The 21,910-nt window shown below is 70.2% G+C and carries 20 protein-coding genes and 1 pseudogene; 8 read left to right on the top strand and 13 right to left on the bottom strand.

What is annotated here, in order from left to right; translation table 11 throughout:
* Positions 1 to 112: 112 nt before the first annotated feature.
* Both AB0C19_RS30565 and AB0C19_RS30560 read right to left on the bottom strand, forming a co-directional pair.
* Positions 113 to 1,174, bottom strand: a complete 1,062-nt coding sequence (locus AB0C19_RS30565) for an aspartate-semialdehyde dehydrogenase (protein ID WP_091403390.1) — start codon at positions 1,172 to 1,174, stop codon at positions 113 to 115.
* 5 nt (positions 1,175 to 1,179) lie between these two features.
* A complete protein-coding gene (locus AB0C19_RS30560) occupies positions 1,180 to 2,445 on the bottom strand; it encodes an aspartate kinase (protein WP_030489892.1) in 1,266 nt (421 codons plus the stop codon).
* A 259-nt stretch (positions 2,446 to 2,704) separates the two neighbouring features.
* Between AB0C19_RS30560 and AB0C19_RS30555 the strand changes: the two genes are divergently transcribed.
* Together AB0C19_RS30555 and AB0C19_RS30550 are read left to right on the top strand one after the other, a co-directional pair.
* A complete protein-coding gene (locus AB0C19_RS30555) occupies positions 2,705 to 3,493 on the top strand; it encodes a hypothetical protein (protein ID WP_238684830.1) in 789 nt (262 codons plus the stop codon).
* Between the two features lie 84 nt (positions 3,494 to 3,577).
* The gene (locus tag AB0C19_RS30550; RefSeq protein ID WP_238684831.1) at positions 3,578 to 4,108 is read left to right on the top strand and encodes a nitroreductase family protein; all 531 of its coding nucleotides are present in this window, start codon (positions 3,578 to 3,580) and stop codon (positions 4,106 to 4,108) included.
* A 13-nt stretch (positions 4,109 to 4,121) separates the two neighbouring features.
* Here the strand turns inward: AB0C19_RS30550 and AB0C19_RS30545 are convergent, their stop codons facing one another.
* Positions 4,122 to 5,108, bottom strand: coding sequence for a DUF5937 family protein (locus AB0C19_RS30545; RefSeq protein WP_357190893.1), 987 nt, complete (start codon positions 5,106 to 5,108; stop codon positions 4,122 to 4,124).
* Between the two features lie 77 nt (positions 5,109 to 5,185).
* Between AB0C19_RS30545 and AB0C19_RS30540 the strand changes: the two genes are divergently transcribed.
* On the top strand, positions 5,186 to 6,457 hold the full coding sequence (locus tag AB0C19_RS30540; protein WP_357190891.1) for an MFS transporter: 1,272 nt from the start codon (positions 5,186 to 5,188) through the stop codon (positions 6,455 to 6,457).
* A 237-nt stretch (positions 6,458 to 6,694) separates the two neighbouring features.
* The gene (leuA, locus tag AB0C19_RS30535) at positions 6,695 to 8,446 is read left to right on the top strand and encodes a 2-isopropylmalate synthase (protein ID WP_357190889.1); all 1,752 of its coding nucleotides are present in this window, start codon (positions 6,695 to 6,697) and stop codon (positions 8,444 to 8,446) included.
* Between the two features lie 104 nt (positions 8,447 to 8,550).
* Here leuA and AB0C19_RS30530 read toward each other — a convergent pair whose 3' ends face one another.
* On the bottom strand, positions 8,551 to 9,078 hold the full coding sequence (locus tag AB0C19_RS30530; RefSeq protein WP_357190887.1) for a cupin domain-containing protein: 528 nt from the start codon (positions 9,076 to 9,078) through the stop codon (positions 8,551 to 8,553).
* Positions 9,079 to 9,373: 295 nt separating this feature from the next.
* Between AB0C19_RS30530 and AB0C19_RS30525 the strand changes: the two genes are divergently transcribed.
* Positions 9,374 to 10,057 carry a TetR/AcrR family transcriptional regulator gene (locus AB0C19_RS30525; protein ID WP_357190885.1) on the top strand — a complete coding sequence of 228 codons (684 nt, stop codon included), beginning with the start codon at positions 9,374 to 9,376 and terminating at the stop codon, positions 10,055 to 10,057.
* A 9-nt stretch (positions 10,058 to 10,066) separates the two neighbouring features.
* Here the strand turns inward: AB0C19_RS30525 and AB0C19_RS30520 are convergent, their stop codons facing one another.
* On the bottom strand, positions 10,067 to 11,569 hold the full coding sequence (locus tag AB0C19_RS30520; RefSeq protein WP_357190882.1) for an MFS transporter: 1,503 nt from the start codon (positions 11,567 to 11,569) through the stop codon (positions 10,067 to 10,069).
* 107 nt (positions 11,570 to 11,676) lie between these two features.
* On the opposite strand from AB0C19_RS30520, the gene AB0C19_RS30515 reads away from it, so the two are divergent.
* Both AB0C19_RS30515 and AB0C19_RS30510 read left to right on the top strand, forming a co-directional pair.
* Entirely contained in the window at positions 11,677 to 12,315 is a 639-nt protein-coding gene (locus AB0C19_RS30515; protein ID WP_357190880.1) for an HNH endonuclease family protein, read from the top strand.
* 14 nt (positions 12,316 to 12,329) lie between these two features.
* Positions 12,330 to 12,698, top strand: coding sequence for a hypothetical protein (locus tag AB0C19_RS30510; protein WP_357190878.1), 369 nt, complete (start codon positions 12,330 to 12,332; stop codon positions 12,696 to 12,698).
* A gap of 24 nt (positions 12,699 to 12,722) precedes the next feature.
* On the opposite strand, the gene AB0C19_RS30505 is transcribed toward AB0C19_RS30510, so the two are convergent.
* The 7 genes from AB0C19_RS30505 to AB0C19_RS30475 all read right to left on the bottom strand — a co-directional run bounded on the left by AB0C19_RS30505 (position 12,723) and on the right by AB0C19_RS30475 (position 19,779).
* On the bottom strand, positions 12,723 to 13,826 hold the full coding sequence (locus AB0C19_RS30505) for an oligopeptide/dipeptide ABC transporter ATP-binding protein (protein ID WP_357190876.1): 1,104 nt from the start codon (positions 13,824 to 13,826) through the stop codon (positions 12,723 to 12,725).
* Entirely contained in the window at positions 13,823 to 14,836 is a 1,014-nt protein-coding gene (locus AB0C19_RS30500) for an ABC transporter ATP-binding protein (protein ID WP_357190874.1), read from the bottom strand. The genes AB0C19_RS30505 and AB0C19_RS30500 overlap by 4 nt, the downstream gene beginning before the upstream one ends.
* 7 nt (positions 14,837 to 14,843) lie before the next feature.
* Positions 14,844 to 15,806 (bottom strand): ABC transporter permease, encoded by a 963-nt coding sequence (locus tag AB0C19_RS30495; protein ID WP_238690386.1) that lies wholly within the window; start codon positions 15,804 to 15,806, stop codon positions 14,844 to 14,846.
* Positions 15,803 to 16,807, bottom strand: a complete 1,005-nt coding sequence (locus tag AB0C19_RS30490; protein ID WP_124776655.1) for an ABC transporter permease — start codon at positions 16,805 to 16,807, stop codon at positions 15,803 to 15,805. Before AB0C19_RS30490 ends, AB0C19_RS30495 begins: the two co-directional genes overlap by 4 nt.
* 85 nt (positions 16,808 to 16,892) lie before the next feature.
* Positions 16,893 to 18,554 (bottom strand): ABC transporter substrate-binding protein, encoded by a 1,662-nt coding sequence (locus tag AB0C19_RS30485; protein ID WP_357190872.1) that lies wholly within the window; start codon positions 18,552 to 18,554, stop codon positions 16,893 to 16,895.
* Positions 18,555 to 18,868: 314 nt separating this feature from the next.
* Entirely contained in the window at positions 18,869 to 19,462 is a 594-nt protein-coding gene (gene recR / locus AB0C19_RS30480) for a recombination mediator RecR (RefSeq protein WP_091403417.1), read from the bottom strand.
* 8 nt (positions 19,463 to 19,470) lie between these two features.
* Complete coding sequence (locus AB0C19_RS30475) at positions 19,471 to 19,779, bottom strand: YbaB/EbfC family nucleoid-associated protein (protein WP_030489880.1); 309 nt, start codon at positions 19,777 to 19,779, stop codon at positions 19,471 to 19,473.
* 201 nt (positions 19,780 to 19,980) lie between these two features.
* On the opposite strand from AB0C19_RS30475, the gene AB0C19_RS30470 reads away from it, so the two are divergent.
* Complete coding sequence (locus AB0C19_RS30470; RefSeq protein WP_357190869.1) at positions 19,981 to 20,652, top strand: DUF998 domain-containing protein; 672 nt, start codon at positions 19,981 to 19,983, stop codon at positions 20,650 to 20,652.
* Between the two features lie 58 nt (positions 20,653 to 20,710).
* On the opposite strand, the pseudogene AB0C19_RS30465 reads toward AB0C19_RS30470, so the two are convergent.
* Positions 20,711 to 21,910: pseudogene (locus AB0C19_RS30465) on the bottom strand (DNA polymerase III subunit gamma and tau); the annotation flags it as partial.

Raw genomic sequence — 21,910 nt, 5'->3', positions numbered from 1 at the left:
GGAGCGCGGGAGCGCGGGAGCGCGGGAGCGCGGGAGCGCGGGAGCGCGGGAGCGCGGGGCGCGGGGCGCGGGGCGCGGGGCGCGGGGCGCGGGGCGCGGGGCGCGGGGCGGGTTAGGGGGTGCGGAGTTCTTTGGCCAGGAGTTCGGCGATCTGGGCGGTGTTGAGGGCCGCGCCCTTGCGGAGGTTGTCGCCGGTGACGAAGAAGTCGAGGGCGCGGGGGTCGTCCAGGGCGCGGCGGATCCGGCCGACCCAGGACGGGTCGGTGCCGACGGCGTCGATCGGCATCGGAAACTCCCCGGCCGCGGGGTCGTCGACCAGGATCACCCCGGGCGCGTTGCGCAGTGCCTCGCGGGCGCCCTCGGCGTCGACCTCGGTGGCGAAGACCGCGTGCACCGCGACCGAGTGGGCGGTGACCACCGGCACCCGGACGCAGGTGGCGGAGACCTTGAGGTCGGGGAGGCCGAGGATCTTCCGCGACTCGTTGCGGATCTTCATCTCTTCCGATGACCAGCCGCTGTCCGCTGGGGAGCCGGCCCAGGGGACCACGTTGAGCGCCATGGGTGCCGGGAACGGCCCCAGGTCGTCGCCGACCGCCTGGCGTACGTCGCCGGTGCGTGAGCCGAGCGCCCGATCGCCGGCAACCTTGGTGAGCTGGTCGTGCAGGATGTCGACGCCGGACTGACCGGCTCCGGAGACCGCCTGGTACGAGGCGAGCACCAACTCTCGTAGGCCGTACTCGCGATGCAGCGGCGCGACGGCGACGATCATCGCGAGGGTGGTGCAGTTGGCGTTGGCGATGATGCCCCTGGGCCGGTTGCGGACCTGCTCGGGGTTGATCTCCGGAACGACCAGCGGGACGTCGCGGTCCATCCGGAACGCGCCGGAGTTGTCGACAGCGATCGCGCCCCGGGCGACGGCGATCGGCGCCCACTCGGCGGAGACCTCGTCGGGCACGTCGAACATGGCCACCTGGACCCCGTCGAACGCCTCGGGGGTCAGCGCCTGGACGACGAGTTCCTCGCCCCGGCAGCGCACCCGGCGCCCGACGGAGCGCTCGGAGGCGAGCAGCCGGATCTCACCCCAGACGTTGCGCCGCCCGGTGAGCAGCTCACACATGACGGTGCCGACGGCACCTGTCGCTCCGACCACGGCGAGGGTGGGCAGCGCCGTCATCGGCGCTACCTACCCGTCCCCGCGTAGACCACGGCTTCGGTGTCGCCGCCAAGCTCGAACGCGTCGTGGATGGCGCGGACGGCGGCGTCGAGGTCGGTGTCCCGGCAGACCACGGAGACCCGGATCTCGGAGGTGGAGATCATCTCGATGTTGACCCCGGCAGCGCCGAGCGCGGCGAAGAAGCCGGCCGCCACCCCGGGGTGCGAGCGCATGCCCGCGCCGATCAGCGAGACCTTGCCGACGTGGTCGTCGTAGAGCAGGCCCTTGAACTTCACCGGCTCCTGGATCTTGCTGAGCGCCGCCATCGCGGTGGGGCCGTCGGCCTTGGGCAGGGTGAACGAGATGTCCGTCCGGCCGGTGCCCTCGGTGGAGACGTTCTGCACGATCATGTCGATGTTGATCTCGGCGCCGGCGACGGTGTCGAAGATCCGCGCGGCGGCACCCGGCTCGTCGGGCACCCCGACGATCGTGATCTTGGCCTCGCTGCGGTCGTGCGCGACCCCGGTGATCAGTGCCTGCTCCACGGAAAGGTCCTCCATCGATCCGGTGACCATCGTGCCGGTGTTGGTCGAGTATGACGAACGGACGTGGATCGGCAACCCCGCCCGCCGGGCGTACTCCACGCTACGCAGGTGCAGCACCTTCGCGCCGCACGCGGCCAGCTCCAACATCTCCTCGTAGGTGATGTGCTGGATGTGTCGGGCGTTGGGCACGATCCGTGGGTCGGCGGTGAAGATGCCGTCCACGTCGGTGTAGATCTCGCAGACGTCGGCGTGCAGGGCTGCGGCGAGCGCCACGGCGGTGGTGTCCGAACCACCGCGGCCCAGCGTGGTGACGTCCTTGGTGTCCTGCGAGACGCCCTGGAAGCCGGCCACGATGACCACCGAGCCCTCGTCGAGCGCGCCCTTGAGCCGCCCGGGGGTGACGTCGATGATCCGGGCGCGGCCGTGCACCGAGGTGGTGATCACGCCGGCCTGCGAACCGGTGAACGAGCGGGCTTCGTACCCCAGGTTGTGGATGGCCATGGCCAGCAGGGCCATGGAGATCCGCTCCCCGGCGGTGAGCAGCATGTCCAGCTCGCGGCCCGGCGGCAGCGGGCTGACCTGGTTGGCCAGGTCGAGTAGCTCGTCGGTGGTGTCGCCCATCGCGGAGACCACCACCACCACGTCGTCGCCGGCCTTGCGGGCGGCGACGATGCGCTCGGCCACCCGCTTGATCCGCTCGGCGTTGGCGACGGAGGACCCGCCGTACTTCTGCACCACGAGTGCCACGACGGTGCACTCCCTCCCAGCGACCCTGAGCGTGCCGACGCCGCCGGAACCGGGGCCGGCGGCGCGTGTCAGACCCCATGAGGGTATCCGGCGGATAACGAAGCCGGGTCAGGTGATCCCACCATCCGGCCCGGCCGGGACCGGCCGGACCGGTCCCACCAGGCCGAACGGGTACGCCGGGACACCCCACCCGACACGCCGGGACGAGCCGGGTACGCGCCGGCACCCGCCAACCGCCCGCACCCACCAGAATGGGCCGGTGCCCGTCCTCATCCGCTCGGCCGGCCGTGTGCTCGGGCCGCTCGTCCTCGCCCTGCCAGCCCTCCTGGTCGCCTGCACCAGTGAGCAGCCTCCGACTCCGCCGCCCGCCGACCCGGGGCCGGTCGAGGTGGACGCCGCACGGGACGAGCTGGCGGCGCTGGCCGCGGCGGCTCAGGACCGTCACCTGGTGGCCCAATATGTCTACGGCCAGGCGGGCCAACCGGATCGCACCATCGTGTTCACCAGCGCGAATGACGGGAGCTGGCGGGTGGACGTGCCGGGGGGCGCCCTGGGTGGCACCGCCGATGTCTCGATGGCCAGCACCGCCGACGGGTTGTTCCAGTGCGCCCTGCCGTCGGCCGGTCACACCGAGTCGGCGAGTTGCGTCCGCCTGGGTGATCGCGACGACGCGATCCCGCGCCGGTCCGACCCCCGGGTCCAGCACCTGCTCACCGACTGGCTGGACGTCCTCACCGACCGACGCGCGCCGTTGGCGGTCGCTCCGGCCAACGCGCCCGAGGGCCTCACCGGCACCTGCTACTCGGTGGATTCCACCTCGGCGTCGCTCAACGCCCCGCTGGATGTGGGCATCTACTGCTACGACAAGGACGGCACGCCGACCGGCGTCCGGACCGGGGCCGGGACGCTCCGGCTGGCCGCCGCACCCGGCCCGGCGCCGGCCACCGTGCAGCTGGCCGGTCCGGTGGTGATCGACCGGGAGCCGCTCGACATCGCGGCGCCGCCGACCCCGGACCCGTCGGAGAGCCCGGGCGCGGGAACGCCCTGATCTTCGTCCCGTTACGGGTGCTCTTGCCCACATTCGGCCACCCCATCCTGAGGGGCGAATCACCCATACAGGACGATCCGGTGTATGGCCGACCTCACCCCGCTGCTCGCCTACCGCTGGAGCCCACGAGCCTTCGACCCGAGCGCCGAGCTGACCCCGGAGGAGTCCGCCTCGCTGCTCGAGGCCGCGCGCTGGGCCCCGTCGGCGGAGAACGGGCAGCCCTGGCGGTTCGCCCTCGGCCACCGCGACGACGAGACCTGGAAACGGATCCTGATCAGCCTCCCGGTCGACGACCAGATCTGGATCCGGCACGCCGCGACACTGGTGGTCGGCGCCCACACCGGCCTCGACACCGAGCGGGCCGCGTACGACCTGGGGCAGGCGATCGCTCACCTGACAGTGCAGGCCACAGCGCTCGGCCTGCACGTGCACCAGCTCACCCGGTTCGACCGGGCCGGACTCACCACCGAACTCGACCTGCCCGGTGGCGTCCGCCCGTTGGTGGTCGCCGCCGTCGGTCGGCTCGGGGACCCGTTCGCCCTCCCGGCCGACCTGCACGCCCGGGAGACCGGCCTGCGGCACCGCCGCCCGGTCGCCGAGCTGCTGCTGCGCTGATCGAGCGCCTGGGTCACCCGCCCCGGCTGGCCCGGAGGAGGACCGCCGCCGCATCGGTGTTGCGGTAGCGGACGTGCCGACCCTCGCGGGACCGCGACACCAGGCCGGCGCCGTGCAGCGCGGCCAGGTGCTGGGAGACGTTTCCGGCGGACATCCCGGTGAGTCGGGCCAGGTCGGTGGTGGTCAGCGCCGTCCCGAGCAGGTGCAGCAGCGCGGTCCGGCCCGGCCCGATCACCCGTGTCAGTGGGTCGCCGGGCGGCGGCGCGGTCGCCTCCCAGAGCGTCCCGACGGCACGGACCGGGTACGCGCCGACCGGCAGCGAATCCTCCAGCAGGTTCCACAGCACGTGCTGCTCGGTGAACACAGTCGGGTTCAGCGCCAGCCCACGACCGCGGAGGTCGAAGTCCCGCCCGAACGTGTCGTCGCTGATCACCCGGTCGCCGTGCCAGCGCAGGCTCGGGTGGAGCTGCTCGAAGAACTGCCCGGCGCCGCTCTCGGCGAGCTGGGCGGCCCGGTACGCCACGTCGGCGTCGAGCAGCGCCCGCATCCGCTGCCAGTCCGGGGCGATCGCCTCGTCGTACCAGACCCGCACCGCGTCGACGACCTGCGGCAGAAGCCCGCCGGGGTCGGCGAGCAGCGCCCGCCCGAACGGGCTCAGCGGTTTTTGCCAGGTGGTCGCCAGCAGATCCTGGACCACCACGGCCGGCGGCGTCGCGGCGATCTGGTCGAGCTGCTCGGCCATCTCCACGTTCGGTCGGGCCGCCGGGGTGAGGAAGTCGGGCAGCCAGCGACCCGGCACTGCCAACCCCACCAGAGGTCGGACCCGGTCGGCCACCTCGGGACGACGCAACGTCACCCGGGCCCTGTCGATCCAGGGCAGGTGCACCGCGTAGCGGACCGGGTTGGCCAGCGCCCACATGCTCATGACCGTCTCGTTGGCCGGTGACACGGCGAGCCGCACCCCCGCCACGTCGGCCAGGCTGAACCGCAACTCGGACACACGCCCCCCTGGAGCAGGATTCGATCCAGCCTAAAAGACTCGACCGGGGTCATGGGGACCCGATTCACTCCCCGAACATGGGGACCAGAGAGACCATCCGCACCGCCGTTCGAGACGTCGTACCGCCGGCCGGGCTGACCCGCGCCCTGGCCGTGCAGGCCATGGTCTACGCCGTCGGCAGCGGCCTGTTCCACGCCGGCAGCGCCGTCTTCTTCACCAGGGCGCTCGGGCTCAGCGCCGCCCAGGTCGGGTTGGGGCTGTCCATCGCGGCTGGGGTGTCGCTGCTGGGCACGGTGCCGCTGGGTGGGCTCACCGACCGGTACGGGCCGCAGCGGGTCTGGGTGGTGGGGCTGGGGCTGAACGCGGCGCTGTTCGCTACCTACCCGTTCGTGGGCAACTTCGCTGGGTTCCTCGCCGTGGTGGTGGCGCTGGCCGCGGTGGACGCCGCTGTCGGCGTGGCCCGGCAGGTCTACTCGATCAACGCGCTCCCGCCGGCCGAACGGGTCACGGCGATGGCGTACCAGCGCTCGTCGCTGAACGTCGGCTTCGGGCTCGGCGCGGTGATCAGCGGCCTGGTGCTGGCGGTGGACACGATCACGGCGTACCGGGGGATGGTCTGGTTCATCTCGACGGTCTTCCTGGTGACGGCCCTCTTCGTGCGGCGACTGCCCCGGCTGCCGCAGGTGGCCCGACCGGCGGAGCCGATGAGTCGGCTCGCCGTGCTCCGGGACCGGCCGTTCATGGCGGTTTCAGTGCTGTCCGGGCTGCTCACCGCGCACGGGGTGCTCTACCTGACGGTCCTGCCGCTGTGGATCCTCACCCACACCGACGCCCCCAAGACGGTGATCGCCGGGCTGGTGCTGCTCAACACGATCCTGATCGTGCTGCTCCAGGTACGCGTCAGCCGGGGCGCGGACACCGCGGCGGGCGCGGCCCGGGCCTCCCGTCGGGGTGGACTGTTGATCGCCCTGTTCTGCCTGGTCCTGCCGATTTCCGGCGTCACTCGGGGCGCGCTCACAGTGGTGGTGCTGGTGGCCGCCGCGTTGCTGCTGATCCTGGCCGAGCTGATCGAGTCGGCGGGCACCTGGGGGCTCACCGCCACCCTGCCGCCGGCCGATCAGCGCGGTGCGTACGTGGGGGCGCTCGGACTCGGCGTGCAGGTCCAGTACCTGATCGCGCCGGCTGGGCTGACAGCGCTCGGGGTGACCACCGGCGGGTGGGGTTGGTTACCGACGGCAGCGATCTTCGTGCTGGTAGCGGTGGCGATCGTGCCCGCAGTGGCCTGGACGCAACGGACGCCGAGGCTGGGCGCCGAGGCCGCGAAGCCGGCCATGACCCCGGTCCCATAGTCCGGACCTGTCTTTCCACCCCCGGTTCCATCACGTAGGGTGACCTGGTCATGTGGCAGGCGCTGCTCCTCCTTAGCCGCCGCGACGAGGCCTGACCGGCCGGCACCTCGTCGCGGAGTCGCATCGCGCCGTCCAGCACATCCGAGTTTCTTCTCGGCACCGCCGCGCACCGTCGCCCGGCATCTCGCCGACACCTTCCGATCTGCTGACGCCACATGTTCCAGGGAGCACTCTGAGATGGCTCAACCTGTCACCGACGCCGAAACCGATCCGATCGCCCGGCAACGCCCGAGCCGGATGCCGTACCACCGCTACCAGCCGTACCGGGAGCAGTTCCGGGTCGAACTGCCCGACCGCACCTGGCCCACCCGCACCGTCGAGGCCGCCCCCCGCTGGTGTGCTGTGGATCTCCGCGACGGCAACCAGGCCCTGATCGACCCGATGTCGCCCGAGCGCAAGCGCCGGATGTTCCAGCTGCTGGTCCAGATGGGCTACAAGGAGATCGAGGTCGGCTTCCCGTCGGCCAGCCAGACCGACTTCGACTTCGTCCGGCAGCTCATCGACGACGACATGATCCCGGACGACGTCACCATCCAGGTGCTCACGCAGTGCCGGGAGCACCTGATCGACCGGACGTTCGAGTCGCTGCGCGGCGCGAAGCGGGCCATCGTGCACTTCTACAACTCGACCTCCACCCTCCAGCGGCGGGTGGTCTTCGGCCTGGATCGGGACGGCATCGCCGACATCGCCACCACCGGGGCGCGGCTCTGCCAGAAGTACGCCGAGATCCACACCCCGGACACGGAGATCTTCTACGAGTACTCGCCGGAGTCGTACACGGGCACCGAGCTGGAGTACGCGCTGGAGGTCTGCTCCCGGGTGATCGACGTGATCGACCCGACCCCGGACCGTCCGCTGATCATCAACCTGCCGGCCACCGTCGAGATGGCCACCCCCAACGTGTACGCCGACTCGATCGAGTGGATGCACAGGCACCTGCCGCGCCGGGACAGCGTGGTGCTGAGCCTGCACCCGCACAACGACCGGGGCACCGGCGTGGCCGCCGCCGAGCTGGGCCTGCTCGCCGGCGCGGACCGCATCGAGGGCTGCCTGTTCGGCAACGGTGAGCGCACCGGCAACGTCGACCTGGTGACCCTGGGGCTCAACATCTTCTCCCAGGGCATCGACCCGATGATCGACTTCTCGAACATCGACGAGATCCGGCGAGCCGTCGAGTACTGCAACCAACTGCCGGTGCACGAGCGCCACCCGTACGCGGGCGACCTGGTCTACACCGCCTTCTCCGGCTCCCACCAGGACGCGATCAAGAAGGGCTTCGACGCCCTCGCCGCCGACGCGAAGGCGGCTGGCGTACCGATGGACGAGCACACCTGGGCGGTGCCGTACCTGCCGATCGACCCGAAGGACCTGGGCCGCACCTACGAGGCGGTCATCCGGGTCAACTCGCAGTCCGGCAAGGGCGGCGTCGCGTACATCATGAAGAGCGAGCACCAACTGGATCTGCCGCGCCGGCTCCAGATCGAGTTCTCCGGGGTGGTGCAGCAGGTCACCGATCACGACGGCGGCGAGGTCGACCCGGCCGCCATGTGGGAGATCTTCGCGACGCACTACCTGCTCGACCACCAGCCCGACCCGGCGGTCCGGCTGGCCGGCTACACGATCGGCACTGTGGACGGCAAGGTCGAGATCGAGGCCCAGGTCGGTGTGGGCGGCGAGCAGCGCTCGCTCGCCGCGGTCGGCAACGGCCCGATCGACGCGTACGTCAACGCGCTCCAGTCGGTCGGGGTGGGCGTACGGGTGCTCGACTACCACGAGCACGCGCTCTCCTCCGGTGGTGACGCGCAGGCCGCCGCGTACGTGGAGTGTGAGGTGGACGGCAGGACGGTCTGGGGTGTCGGCACCGACGCCAACATCGTCACCGCGTCGATCAAGGCGGTCACCAGCGCCGTCAACCGCGCCCGGAGCTGACAAGACGGAGGCGGTCCGCACGGCGGACCGCCTCCTATCCGGTCCGCCCGCTGCCGGTCAGGAGACCCGGATCACCTGCGGCGGAGCTTCGACGGTGCTGCGTGTCACGGCATCTCCGGAAGGATGTCCGTGTCCAGGTCGAGCCGGTCCACTACTTCCTTCATCAGTCCGAAGCGCGCCATGTCCCAGGGCGGGACCGGCACGCCGGGCTGCGGGTCGTCGCCACCCTCGACGAAGGACGCCTCCAAGCCGCCTGGGGTGAACATGAAGAGCAGCTTTGCGGTGTGGAGGCTCTTGTTCGTGAAACGGTGGCGGATGCCTCGCGGCACGAAGAGGAAGTCGCCCGACTGGGCCGTGTAGGTGCGATCTCCGTCAAGAAACTCAAGCTCACCGGAGAGTAGGTAGAACGCCTCGTCGCCGCTGTTGTGTACGTGCGCGACCGGCCCACCGCCAGGCGGCACGGAGGCTTCGACGAGCCCGAGTGAACCGTTGGTCGTCTTTGCGGTGGCCTTCATGGTGTACACGTCGCCGGCCACCCACTTGGTGATGCCCTCACCGGCCGGTACGTAGATGGCACCGCTTTTCGTGTAGCGCGGATCTTCCGAGGTCGAGGCCTGCATGGGGAGGCTCATTCACACATTCCTTACGGGTTGCGTAGCGGCAGCAGCGTTCCGTCAAGGACCGCTCCAGCTGGGGCAGGTCACCGTCAGGGGTGGCGGGAAGGCCCCTCGCCAACCGTCTGACACCTGTCAGATTACGTCCTGTCTGACACGTGTCAAGCGAGAGACGCGTCACGCCCGGCGTCCCTGTTGCGCCGTGAGCCGAGCGGGGACATCGGGGAGGTTCGGCCACTCCCGTACGCTGAACCAGGGGCGACATCTCGGATGAAGATGGTCGAGCCCCCTACCGGGGATTGGAGCGTGGCGCGTGTCCGGGGATCAGCGGAGTCAACTGCCTGGACGACCGGCCCGCACGCGAGAGCCCCAGGTTGTCCTGACCGACTCCGAAATCCTGCAACGCGGGCTCGACGCTTTCGCGGAAATGGGCTATCGCGGTGCCTCGGTTCGCGAACTCGCTAAACGTCTCGGCGTCAGCCACAACTTCATCAACGACCGTTTCGGGTCGAAGGAGAACTTCTGGCGCGTGGTGATCGACTTCGCCATGGAAGGCATGGCAAGAGAGATCAACACGGTCTTCGAGGCCGACCTGGACGACGGTGAGGTCTTCAGGAGAGCCGTCGTCGAGTTCTATTCGTTCGCCGCGAAAAGCCCTCAGGCGAACCGGATAATGTCGGAGGAGTCGGCCGCAGACTCGGGTCGGCTGGATTACATCTTCAGCAATTACACCAGCCAGTTCCTGGCCCGACTGTGGCCTGTCGCGGAACGACTCATGGACGCCGGACGGGTGCCGCGGATACCGCTGGCCGTGCTGTTCACCGCAGTCAGTGGTCCCGCCCTGGCACTGACTCACAGCCCGATGACCCAACGTCTCGGCGGGCCGGTAAACCCGACCGCAGAGGAAGTTGAGTGCTGGGCACGATCCCTGGCAGAGGTGGTCCTGCAAGGGCTGCTCCCCGCCGGGCCGCATCGGGCACCGCACGCGGCCGAATAACCTCTCCCTTCACTTCGGCTGGGCCGGCGGTGTCGCGGCGGGCAGTGAGTGGCAGGGCTGGGACGGCGGGGCTTCCCGGGGCGGTCGGCGGACCAGCACGAGGGCCAGCAGCGCGCCGGCCACGAGCAACCCCGCACACCACTCCATCGCGCCCCGGAACGCGTCGGTCAGTTCGGCCTTCTGCTCGTACCCGCCGCCGGAGAGCCCGACCAGCAGCGGCAGCGCAGCCACCGCGAGCAGTCCGCCGGCGCGGGAGGCGGCGTTGTTGAACCCGCTGGCCACCCCGGAGAACCGGTCCTGCACGGCGGCCAGCACCGACGCGGTCAGCGGTGCCACCACCAGGGTCAACCCGATGCCGAAGAGCAGCACCCCGGGCAGCACGTCCCGCCAGTACGACGCGCCCGGTCCGACGCCGCGCAGCAGCAGCAGGCCGACCGCGGCGACCACCGGTCCGATGGCCAGCGGCAGCCGTGGGCCGATCCGGGCGGACAGCGCACCGGCGCGCGCGGAGCCGACCAGCAGCAGCAGGGTCATCGGCAGCAACGCGATGCCGGTGCGGAAGGCCGACCAGCCGACCACGTTCTGCAGGTAGACGGCGAAGAAGAAGGTGAAGCCGCCGAGCGCCGCGTAGACGACGACCGTGAAGATGTTCAGCACCGAGAAGAGTCGGCTGCCGAACAGCCCGGTGGGCAGCATCGCCGCGTCGCCACGCCGCCGTTCCAGCAGGACGAAGGCCACCGCGGAGAGCACCCCGATCACTGCGGCGATCAGCACCTCGGCGGAGTCGAACCCGCGGGCCGGCGCGTCGATCAGGGCGTAGGTGACGCCGGCGAGCGCGAGCGCTCCGAGCAGAGCGCCGGCAACGTCGAACCGACGTCGGGCCCGACCCCGTCCCTCGGTGCGGGAGGCGCTCTCGTCCCGGCTCTCCGGCACCCAGCGCAGGGCGGCCAGCAGCACCAGCACGGCGATCGGCAGGTTGAGGAAGAAGATCCAGCGCCAGGAGAGCGAGTCGATCAGCCAGCCCCCGATGAACGGGCCCAGCGCTGTGGACACCCCGGACAGCCCGGCCCAGGCACCGATCGCCCGACCCCGGTCGTCGGGATGGAAGCTCGCCTGGAGCACCGACAGCGACCCGGGCGTGAGCAGCGCGCCACCGGCGCCCTGGAGGAACCGGGCCGCGATCAGCATGCTGGTGTCCTGGGCCAGCCCGCAGAGCACGGAGGCGGCGGTGAACCAGACCACGCCGATGAGGAAGATGCGTCGCCGGCCGAAGCGGTCGCCGAGCGCGCCACCGAGCAGCACGAACGCCGCCAGCATCAGCAGATAGCCGTTGATGGTCCACTGAAGATCGGCGACGTTCGCGCCGAGATCCTGCCCGAGCTTCGGCAGCGCCACGTTGACGACGGTGCTGTCGAGGAAGACCATTCCAGAGGCGAGTACGGCGGCGAGCAGCGTGCCCCGGCCGGCGGTGGTGCCCATCCGGAGGGCGGTCGCCGGTACGGGTGCGGTCATCCCACCAATGTGCCTTGCATCATGTGGGAGACGCCACGAAACGCCGAAACCGTGCCCGGGTACTGTGCGCAATCGCCGGGAGCCCCCAAGCTGGAGAGGTGTCGTCTGTGCGTACCAGATCAGGACCGCGAGCGGCGGTGGCCGCGCTTACCGCGGCGCTGGCGCTCGGCGTGGCCGGTTGCGTCCCGCAGGATGAGCCGACCACACCGCCGTCGAGCGACGGCGGCAACGCCGCTGAGCAGCTGAGCCAGCTCACCGTCGCTACCGCCGGCTCGATGAAGGGCTACAGCCGGGAGCGATTTCCGCACTGGCGGGACACCGGCAAGAACTGCGATATCCGGGACAGCATCCTCCAGCGCGACGGCAAGGACGTGAAGCTCTCCGGCTGCAACGTGGTCGGTGGGCGCTGGGAGAGCGTGTACGACGGTCGTAGCTTCTCGGATCCCTCCGACGTGGACATCGACCACATGGTGCCGTTGGCCAACGCCTGGCGCTCGGGTGCCGACGAGTGGGACAACGCGAAGCGCGGCGATTTCGCCAACGACACCACCCGTCCGCAGCTCTTCGCGGTTTCCGCCTCGTCGAACCGGGCAAAGGGTGACCAGGACCCGTCCCAGTGGAAACCGGCGAACCGGTCTTACTGGTGCAAATACGCCCAGGACTGGGTGACGGTCAAGCACTACTGGAAGCTGACGGTGACCAGCGCCGAGAAGGCCGCCCTGACCGACATGTTGGAGGGCTGTTAAGTGGGGAGTGACTCGTGACCGCCGCCGGGGAGAGCGGCCCGTCCGCCGCCGGCATGACAGCTGACGGCACCGCCGAGAGCCCCGCCGCCGTGCCGGGTGCCGGCATGGTCGCGGACTCGGGCGGGGCAGCCGGCCCGCAGGCCCGCACCACCGACATCGTGCCCGGCCCCGGCGGCGTGATGACCGACGAGGTCGGTGTCGTCACCGGCGACCTGACGCTGCGCACCGAGTACGCGGACGGCACTGTCACGGTGCGGGTGCAGTACAAGGACGCGGACGAGTGGTACGCGGTTACCGGCACGTCGGTCACGCTGGCCGACCCGGCTGGGCTGGACGCGGTGCACGGCGTCGCGGTGGGGCTGCTGAACCGCCCCGAGGGCTGACGAGCGCCGGCACCGCGTCCAGTCTCAGACGTACGAGCCCGGCTCGGTGGGCGCGGAGACCACGCCCGGCGCGTCCCCCTCGCCCTCGGGTCGGACGATCTGCGCGCTGACCCCGTGCGGGCGCAGCTCGCCGCTGGCGATCTGCTCGGCAAAGTGGCAGGCCACCCGGCTGGCGCCGATGTCCCGCAGCACCGGTCGCTCGTCGGCGCACCGGGTGGGCTGCGCCCATGGGCAGCGGGTGTGGAAGCGGCAGCCGGACGGCGGGTTGGCCGGCGACGGCAGGTCACCGGCGAGCAGGATCCGCTCCCGGCGGTCCTCCACGTCCGGATCCGGCACCGGCACCGCCGACATCAGCGCCCGGGTGTACGGGTGCAGCGGCTCGGTGTAGAGCCTGTCGCTCGGCGCCTCCTCGACCAGCGCGCCCAGGTACATGACGCCGACGGTGTCGGAGATGTGCCGGACCACAGCGAGATCGTGCGCGATCACCAGATAGGTAAGCCCCAGACTGTCCTGGAGTTCGTCCAGCAGGTTGACCACCTGGGCCTGGATCGACACGTCGAGCGCCGAGACCGGCTCGTCGGCGACGATCAGCTCCGGCCCGAGCACCAGCGCGCGGGCGATGCCGATGCGCTGCCGCTGCCCGCCGGAGAACTCGTGCGGGTAGCGCGACAGCGCCCAGCGCGGCAGCCCGACCGCGTCCAGGGTCTCGCCGATGATCCGCCGACGGTCGGTCCGGTCGGTGCCGATCCCGTGGGTCTGGAGGCCCTCGGTCAGGATCGACTCGACGTTCTGCCGGGGATCGAGGCTGGACATCGGGTCCTGGAAGATCATCTGCATCCGGCGACGCATGCTGCGCAGCTTGCCGGACGGCAGCGTCGTCAGCTCGACGCCGTCGAAGCTGACCTCGCCTGCTGTCGGCGGGGTGAGCTGGAGCAGCGCCCGACCCAACGTGGACTTGCCGCAGCCGGACTCACCCACCAGGCCGTAGGTCTTGCCGCGCGCGATGCTCAGGTCGACACCGTCGACGGCCTTCACCTGGCCGACCACCCGGTCGAAGAGCACCCCCCGTTTGATCGGGAAGTGCACCTTCAGGTCGCGCACCTCGACGAGGATGTCGTCGTCACTCACGCTTGTTCCTCCTCGCGCGGGGCGGGCACCATGCCCGGCAGCGGCTCCGGGTTGACGCACCGGTAGCTCCGTCCGTCGTGCGCGTGCACCAGCTCCGGCGGCTCACCCACACACTCGTCGACCCGGCGGGCGCAGCGTGGGGCGAAGGCGCATCCGTCCGGCCAGGGCAGCAGGTCGCGGACCGAACCGGGGATCGGGTTGAGCTTCTCGCCCCGCCCGGCGTCCAGGCGCGGCACCGAGCCGAGCAGACCGACCGTGTACGGGTGACGCGGCTGGCGGAACAGCGGACGACGGCGGGCCGTCTCCACCACCCGGCCGCCGTAGAGCACGTTGACGGTGTCGCACATGCCAGCCACCACGCCCAGATCGTGCGTGATCATCAACAGTGCGGTGCCGGAGTCCCGGACCAGTTCCTTGAGCAGCTCGAGGATCTGGGCCTGGATGGTGACGTCCAGCGCGGTGGTCGGCTCGTCGGCGATCAGCAGCCGTGGCTGGCAGGCCACCGCCATGGCGATGAGCGCGCGCTGGCGCATCCCACCGGAGAGCTGGTGCGGGTACTCCTTGAGCCGCCGCTTCGGGTCGGGAATGCCGACCCGGTCCAGCAGCGCCGCGGCCTCCTTCGCGGCGGCCTCGCCCTTCATCCCTCGGTGCCGGGTGAGCACCTCGGTCACCTGCAACCCGATCGGGATCACCGGGTTCAACGAGGAGAGCGGGTCCTGGAAGATCATCGCGATGTCCCGACCCCGGATGTCCCGGCGCGACCGGTCGTCGAGCTGGAGCAGGTCGGTGCCGTCGAAGACGGCCTTGCCGCCGACCCGCAGGCCGGGCTGCTTGGGCAACAGGCCCATGATCGCGAGCGAGGTGACGCTCTTGCCGCAGCCGGACTCACCGACCAGGCCGACCACCTCACCGGCGTCGACCGAGAAGGACACCCCGTCGACGGCGTGCACGGCCCGCTGACCACGGCGGGCGAACGTGACGGAGAGATCTTCAACTTCGAGCAGTGCCATTGCGGGCCTACTTCCGCAGTTTCGGGTCGAGGGCCTCGCGCATCGCCTCACCCAGCAGGGTGAAGCCGAGCGCGGTGATGATGATCGCGACGGCCGGGTAGATCGCCAGTGACGGCCGGATGCCGAGGTACTGCTGCGCGTCGGCGAGCATGACCCCCCACTCCGGTACGGCGGTGTCCGGGTTGCCGAGGCCGAGGAAGGAGAGCGCCGCGGCCTCGATGATCGCGGTGGCCAGGGTCAGCGTGGCCTGCACGATCACCGGGGCGAGCGAGTTCGGCACCACGTGCGTCAGCGCGATCTTCGACTTCTTGACGCCGAGCGAGGTCGCCGCCAGCACGTAGTCGCTGTTGGCCTGGGAGATCATCGAGCCGCGCAGCAGCCGGGCGAACACCGGCACCGAGACCACGCCGACCGCGATCATCACAGTGGTCAGGCTGGCCCCGAGCAGGGCGGCGATGCTCACCGCCAGCAGCAGGCTCGGCATCGCCAGCAGCATGTCGATGAAGCGCATCAGGGTGGTGTCGATCCACCGCCCCCACCGGCCACCGAGGCCGGCCGCGGCGCCGGAGACGCCACCGATCAGCGCGCCGACCGCCAGACCGATCAGGGTGGAGACCACGCCGACCAGCAGGGTCTGGCGGGCGCCCACGATCATCCGGCTGAACTCGTCGCGGCCCTGGTGGTCGTAACCGAACCAGTGGTCGCCGGTCGGGCCGGGAATGACACCCGGCTTGATCAGCCCTTCCCGGATACCGATCGTGTCCGTCGCCGCGTACGGCACGAGGAACGGGCCGACCACAGCGACCAGCACGAAGAGCGCCAGGATGACAGCGCCGACGATCGCGGCGGGGTTACCCCGCAGCCGGCGGAACGCCTCCTGCCAGAGGCTGACGCCCCGCTCGTCGTCGCGGGCGGCCAGCTCGGAGAGCCTGTCGATCTTTTCGCGCTTCTTGCCTGGGCTGAGTGTCATCGCACCCTCACCCTCGGGTCGATGAAGCTGTAGGAGAGATCGACCAGGAGGTTCACCAGCACGTACACCACCGCGATGATCAGGATGAAGCCCATCAGCACCGGATAGTCGCGTTGGCCGATGGCCTCGGCGACGAACGCTCCGATGCCGCTGAAGGCGAAGACGGTCTCGGTCAGCACCGCGCCGGAAAGCAGGCCGCCCGCGAGCAGACCGATCGAGGTGGCGACCGGCAGCATGGCGTTGCGCAGGACGTGCCGGCGACGAACCGTCTGCTCGGTCAGGCCCTTCGCCTCGGCGGTCCGTACGAAGTCCTCGTTCAGCACCTCCAGCACGCTCGCCCGGGTGATCCGGACGATGATCGCCAGCGGGATGCTGGCCAGCGCGATGCTGGGCAACACCAGATGCCAGAGGGCGTCGGCGGCGGCGTCCCACTCACGGGTCATCAACCCGTCGAGGACGAAGAAGTTGGTGACCCGGGTCGCCCCGAGTGTCGGGTCCTGCCGGCCGCTGGACGGGAACCAGTGCAGGTTCTCCGAGAAGATCGCTTTGAGCACGTAGCCCAGGAAGAAGACCGGGATGCAGATGCCGATCAGCGAGCCGCCCACTGACGCGTGGTCCAGGAAACGGCCGCGACGACGGGCGGCCAGGTAGCCCAGCGGGATACCGACGCCGATCGCGATGATCATCGCGGTGATGGTCAGCTCGACGGTGCCGGGGAAGCGCTCGATGAACTCCGTGGTGACCGCCCGCTTGGTGGAGGTCGAGGTGCCCAGGTCGAGCTTGATCATCCGCCGTACGAAACGGCCGTACTGCACCAGGATGGGCTCGTCGAGCCCCATGTTGCGGCGGATCGCGGCCCGCATCTCGGGTGTGCCGCGCTCGCCGAGGATGGCGGTCTCGGGGCCACCGGGGAGTCGGCGGAGCCAGATGAAGAGCAGGAGGGAGAGCCCGAACAGCGTGGGTATCAGCTGAAGCAGGCGCCTGACGATGAACCGGAACACGGCGGCCTCGAAGGGGTGCGGAGGGTTGCGGGCGGGCGCTGTGCGACAGCGCCCGCCCGCGTTCCTTGCTGCGTCAGATCAGGACTTACTTGAACTCGGCGGTCGCGTACCGCTCGTCGGTGAGCGGGCTCGCCTTGACGCCGGTCACGTCCTTGCCGAACACGATCGCCGGCGGCGAGTGCGAGATCGGCACACCGGGCAGGAATTCCATCACGGACTTGTTCAGGGCCTTGTACTTCTCGGTCCGGGCCGCGATGTCGGCGGTGCCGTCCGCGTCCTTGAACTGGTCGAACAGGGCCTTGTTGTTGAAGCCCCACTCGTCCTTCGGCCGGTCGAAGAAGGTGCCGATGAAGTTGTAGGCGTCGCCGTAGTCACCGGTCCAGCCCAGGAAGTGGATGTCGTGCTTGCTACCCGAGGTGGTGGCGTTCAGGTAGTCCGGGCTCCACTTCAGCGGGATCGCCTCGACGGTGATGCCAACGGCCTTCAGGTCCGCCGAGAGCAACTCGAAGATGTCCTTCGGGTTCGGCATGTACGGCCGGGTGACCTCGGTCGGATAGTGGAACTTCAGCGTCAGGTTCGACGCGCCGGCCTCGGCCAGCAGCGCCTTCGCCTTGGCCGGGTCGTAGGTGTACTTGGTGACGTCACCGTTCCAGCCCTCGACGGTGTCCGGCATGAAGTTGTCGGCGACCTTGGCACCCGGCGGCAGCTTGGAGGTGACCAGCTGCTGACGGTTCAGGGCGTACGCGATGGCCTGCCGGACGCGGATGTCGGCGAGCTTCGGGTTGCCCTTCTGGTTCATCGCCAGGTAGAGCACGTTGAACGCCGGGCGCGTGAGCATGTTGAAGCCCTCGCTCTTCAGCGGCTCGACGTCGGCCGGGCCAACCAGGTCGTAGCCCTGGATGTCACCGGAGCGCAGCGCCTGCTTGCGGGCGTTCTCATCCGAGATCGTCTTGAAGATGAGGGTCTTCAGCTTGGCCTTGGCGCCCGAGTAGTCCTCGTTGCGCTCCAGGGTCAGCGTCTTGTTCGCCACGTCCCAGGTCTTGAACTTGAACGGGCCGGTGCCGGTCGGGTGCTCCGTCGCGTACGACGGGTACTTGATGTCCTCGGCGGTGCCCGCGACGTTGCTCGCGTCGAACTCCTGCAGCGCCTTCGGGCTGTGGATGGAGAACGAGGGGAGCATCAGCGCGGCCGGGATCTTGCTGGAGACCCGGGTGAAGGACAGGTCCACAGTGGTGGCGTCCTTGGCGGCGCAGGACTTGAAGAGACTCGGCGGAAGATCCGCGTTCTCGTTCTTGGCGAAGCCGCCCATGACGTCCTGCCAGTACGCGGTCACGTCCGGGCTCTGCATGAGGCCCTTGGCGTTGAACCAGCGGTTGAAGTTGACGCAGACGGCCTCGGCGTTGAAGTCGGTGCCGTCGTGGAACTTCACGCCCGAGCGGAGCTTGAAGGTCCAGGTGGTGCCGGCGGCGTCCGGGGTCCAGGACTCGGCCAGACCGGGGGTGACCTTCGTGCCACCCTCCTCCGGTCGGACCAGGGTCTCGAAGACCTGACGCGCGACGCGCAGCGACTCACCGTCGCTGGCGAAGCTCGGGTCGAGCACCTTCGGGTCTCCGGCGACGCCGAAGACGAGGGTGTCCTTCTTGCTACCGCCGGATTTGTCGTCGCGGTTGCTCTCGGCGCAGCCTGCTACCGCGAGGGCCGCGACCGCGATGGCCGCGATCGCGGCCTTCGGCCTGGGTGCACGCATGTGTGCTTCACCTCGTCCTTGGGGGTACGGACAACGTGGTGACAGGGGTCACCGATGGCGGTGACCATAGCTCCCGATGCGTCCACCCGGAAACCGCTGAGTGGACGGTTGGTATCGGATCGTGCCTCAACCGCCGCTTGACATTCGATTCTTAGGTAAACAGCGGCAAAAACCGATCAATCAGCACCCGCGATGCCAAACTGTTACGTCGAACAGCCCCGATGAGGGCACAGGTGTCAGATCATTTCCGGGCAGAGACGCAGCGGTGGCCGGCACCCACACGGGTGCCGGCCACCGGCCGTACGTCAGGGGGATCAGACCGCGCGGCGCCCCTCGAAGGCCCGACCAAGGGTGATCTCGTCGGCGTACTCCAGATCGCCGCCGACGGGCAGCCCACTGGCCAGCCGGGTCACCGAGATGCCCATCGGCTTCACCATCAACGCCAGGTACGTGGCGGTCGCCTCGCCCTCGGTGTTCGGATCCGTGGCCAGGATCAACTCCCGCACCCCGCCGCCACCGAGCCGGATCATCAGCTCCCGGATGCGGAGGTTGTCCGGGCCGATCCCCTCCAGCGGGTTGATCGCGCCACCCAGCACGTGGTAGCGACCGCGGAACTCACCCGTCCGCTCGATGGCCACCACGTCCTTGGGCTCCTCGACCACGCACAGCACCTCGTCGGTACGACGCTGGTCGCGGCAGATCCGGCACTGCTCGGACTCGGCCACGTTGTAGCAGGTGGTGCAGAACCGCACCAGCTCCTTGACCTTGCGCAGCGCGCCGGCCAGCCGGTTGACGTCGGCCGGATCCGCCGAGAGGACGTGGAACGCGATCCGCTGAGCGCTCTTCGGACCCACGCCCGGCAGCCGACCCAGCTCGTCGATCAGATCCTGGATGGCACCTTCGTACATCTGCCGGCTCAGAAACCGGGCAGGCCGAGGCCGCCCATGCCGCCGGCGACCGGGCCCATCTTGCGCTCGGTCAGCTCCCGGGCCGCCTCGGCGGCGTTGTGCACTGCCGCGACCACCAGGTCCTCCAGCGTTTCGACGTCATCCGCGTCGACGGCCTTCGGGTCGATCTTGATGGCCTTGAGCTCACCGGAGCCGGAGACCGTCGCGGTGACCAACCCGCCGCCGGCGGTGCCGGTCAGCTCGGCCTCGGCCAGCTCGGCCTGGGCGGCGGCGATCTGCTGCTGCATCTTCTGCGCCTGCTTCAGCATCTGCTGCATGTTCGGCTGTCCACCTGGGCGCACGGGATGGCTCCTTCTCGCACTCGTCTGCTCGACCGCCGCTCAGCCTATCCGCTGGGACCGACCTCGCCCCGCCCGGTGCGTCCGCCCACGCCGAGCCTTCGGGTACGGCTACCCCTACCCCGAATCGGCCATCTGCTGGTAGTGCGGCCATAGCCGTCACACTGGTCTGCTCGTGGCATGAACCTCAACCGCACCAGCCGGGTCGGCGCACTGTGCTGGCTCGCGGCCGCGCCCATCTTCCTCGTCGCCAGCCTGATCACCGGGCTGCGGTGGCGCGATCCGGCCTACAGCTGGGCCACCCACAACATCAGCGACCTCGGCAACGCCCACTGCGGCGTCTGGGACACCACCCGCCCCCGCTACGTCTGCTCACCGTGGCACCCACTGATGAACGCCGCGACACTGGCCACCGCCGTACTGCTCGCCGCCGGGCTCCTGCTGACCTGGCGGATCCTCGGCCGCGGCCCGGTGGTGCGCACAGCCCAGACACTCCTGCTGCTGACCACCGGCGGATACGCCCTCGTGGCCCTCTATCCGGCCGACGTCGACGAGAACCTGCACGTCCTCGGCGCAGTCCTGATCATGGGGATTGGCAACATCAGCCTGCTCCTAGCCGGCTTCGCACCACGCACCACGACACTCGGCCGGTGGCGACGGCTGACCCTCACCGCCGGACTCATCGCGCTGGCCGGAACAACACTGTTCGCCGCCCAACAGGGCCTGGCCATCGGGGTAGGCGGCATGGAACGGGTAGCCGTCCTACCCCTCCCCCTCTGGGCCTGCGCCCTGGGCGTCCTACTAGCCGAGACCCCACCCCTGCGCGATCTTGCACTTCCTGCTGCGACATAAGGGGCATTTGGCGCAAGACGACGACCGAAACTGCAAGATCGCCGGGGTGGCGGGGTTGTTAGCGGGCGTCGACCTCGTTGATCTTCTCGGCGCCGAAGGTCTCCCGCAGCAGCCGTACCGCCTGTTCCTCGCTGGACTCCCGTGCGGTCTTCTCGTCGATGATCTCGTCCAACGGTTCGTCGCCCGGGTCGAACCCCTCCAAGGCCGGGGCCGCCGCCGGTGCCGCGCCGCCAGCCCGGCCGGCCCGCGCCGGGCCGTCGAAGTCCGGGTCGTAGGGCGGCTCGCCCGCCCACTCGGCGTCCGCGACGGGCCGGGCTGCCGCTCCGGTACGCGCACCGCGCCCCGCCGCCGCCGCGCGAGCCGCGGCGATGGCGCTGCTCACCGGCGCACCACCGGCTGCCGCCGGCTGCCGGGCCGCCGGTGTCGGGTTACCCCGCCCGCCCGGCTTACCGCCACCGGCCGCTGACCCGGAACCTCCCGAACCGCCTGGCCCGGTGCCGTTAGCGCCACCGCCGTTGGTGCCGCTGCCGTTGGTGCCGCTGCCGTTGGTGCCGCTGCCGTTGGTGCCGCTGCCGTTCCCGGCGTTCCCGTTCCCGGTGCTGCCGGTCGCGCCGCTCGACACCGCTGCGGAGTGAGGGCTCGACTCGTTTCCGGCCAACGCGCCGCCAGGTCGAGCGGCCTCCGGCCAGTCCTCGTCATCAGTGGCCTCGGCCGCGAGGGCGCCGCCGCCGGGACGGGCCGCCTCCGGCCAGCCGCCGTCGTCGTCCGCCGCCGGGGCGGACGGCGCTGCGCCCTGCCCACCAGCACCGTGACCAGCGGTACCCGCACCCGCACCGGCACCGCCGCGCAAAGCCGGGCCGGCAGCGCCGCTCGGGTTCGCGGCGGTCGGCGAGGCGTTCGTCGGACCGGCGGCGATCGGGGCGTTGGGCCCCGCAGTCCCCGGCCCGGCGGAGTTCGCACTTGGCGCTGCGTTCGAGCCGGACCCAGCGGTCGAGCCGGACCCAGCGGTCGAGCCGGACCCAGCGGTCGAGCCGGGCCCAGCGCTGTAGCCAGGCGCTGCGCTCGAACTTGGCACGGGGTTCGAGCCAGGCGCAGGGTTCGAACCAGGCGCAGCGTTCGAACCTGGCGCGGCGTTCGAGCCAGGCGCAGCGTTCGAACCTGGCGCAGCGTTCGAGCCAGGCACGGCGTTCGAACCTGGCGCAGCGTTCGAGCCAGGCACAGGGTTCGAACCAGGCACAGGGTTCGAACCAGGCACAGG

Origin of the sequence: Micromonospora sp. NPDC048842 (genome assembly GCF_040649935.1) — a bacterium.
In the GTDB taxonomy this organism is placed as follows: Bacteria; Actinomycetota; Actinomycetes; order Mycobacteriales; family Micromonosporaceae; genus Micromonospora; species Micromonospora hortensis.
This window is presented reverse-complemented; position numbering and strand designations above follow the sequence as displayed.

Coding starts and splice junctions, on each gene's coding strand:
- AB0C19_RS30565 (WP_091403390.1), bottom strand. CDS start 1,174: ATGACGGCGCTGCCCACCCTCGCCGTGGTCGGAGCGACAGGTGCCGTC.
- AB0C19_RS30550 (WP_238684831.1), top strand. CDS start 3,578: ATGGCCGACCTCACCCCGCTGCTCGCCTACCGCTGGAGCCCACGAGCC.
- AB0C19_RS30540 (WP_357190891.1), top strand. CDS start 5,186: ATGGGGACCAGAGAGACCATCCGCACCGCCGTTCGAGACGTCGTACCG.
- leuA (WP_357190889.1), top strand. CDS start 6,695: ATGGCTCAACCTGTCACCGACGCCGAAACCGATCCGATCGCCCGGCAA.
- AB0C19_RS30530 (WP_357190887.1), bottom strand. CDS start 9,078: ATGAGCCTCCCCATGCAGGCCTCGACCTCGGAAGATCCGCGCTACACG.
- AB0C19_RS30520 (WP_357190882.1), bottom strand. CDS start 11,569: ATGACCGCACCCGTACCGGCGACCGCCCTCCGGATGGGCACCACCGCC.
- AB0C19_RS30500 (WP_357190874.1), bottom strand. CDS start 14,836: ATGGCACTGCTCGAAGTTGAAGATCTCTCCGTCACGTTCGCCCGCCGT.
- AB0C19_RS30495 (WP_238690386.1), bottom strand. CDS start 15,806: ATGACACTCAGCCCAGGCAAGAAGCGCGAAAAGATCGACAGGCTCTCC.
- AB0C19_RS30485 (WP_357190872.1), bottom strand. CDS start 18,554: ATGCGTGCACCCAGGCCGAAGGCCGCGATCGCGGCCATCGCGGTCGCG.
- recR (WP_091403417.1), bottom strand. CDS start 19,462: ATGTACGAAGGTGCCATCCAGGATCTGATCGACGAGCTGGGTCGGCTG.
- AB0C19_RS30475 (WP_030489880.1), bottom strand. CDS start 19,779: ATGCAGCAGATGCTGAAGCAGGCGCAGAAGATGCAGCAGCAGATCGCC.
- AB0C19_RS30470 (WP_357190869.1), top strand. CDS start 19,981: ATGAACCTCAACCGCACCAGCCGGGTCGGCGCACTGTGCTGGCTCGCG.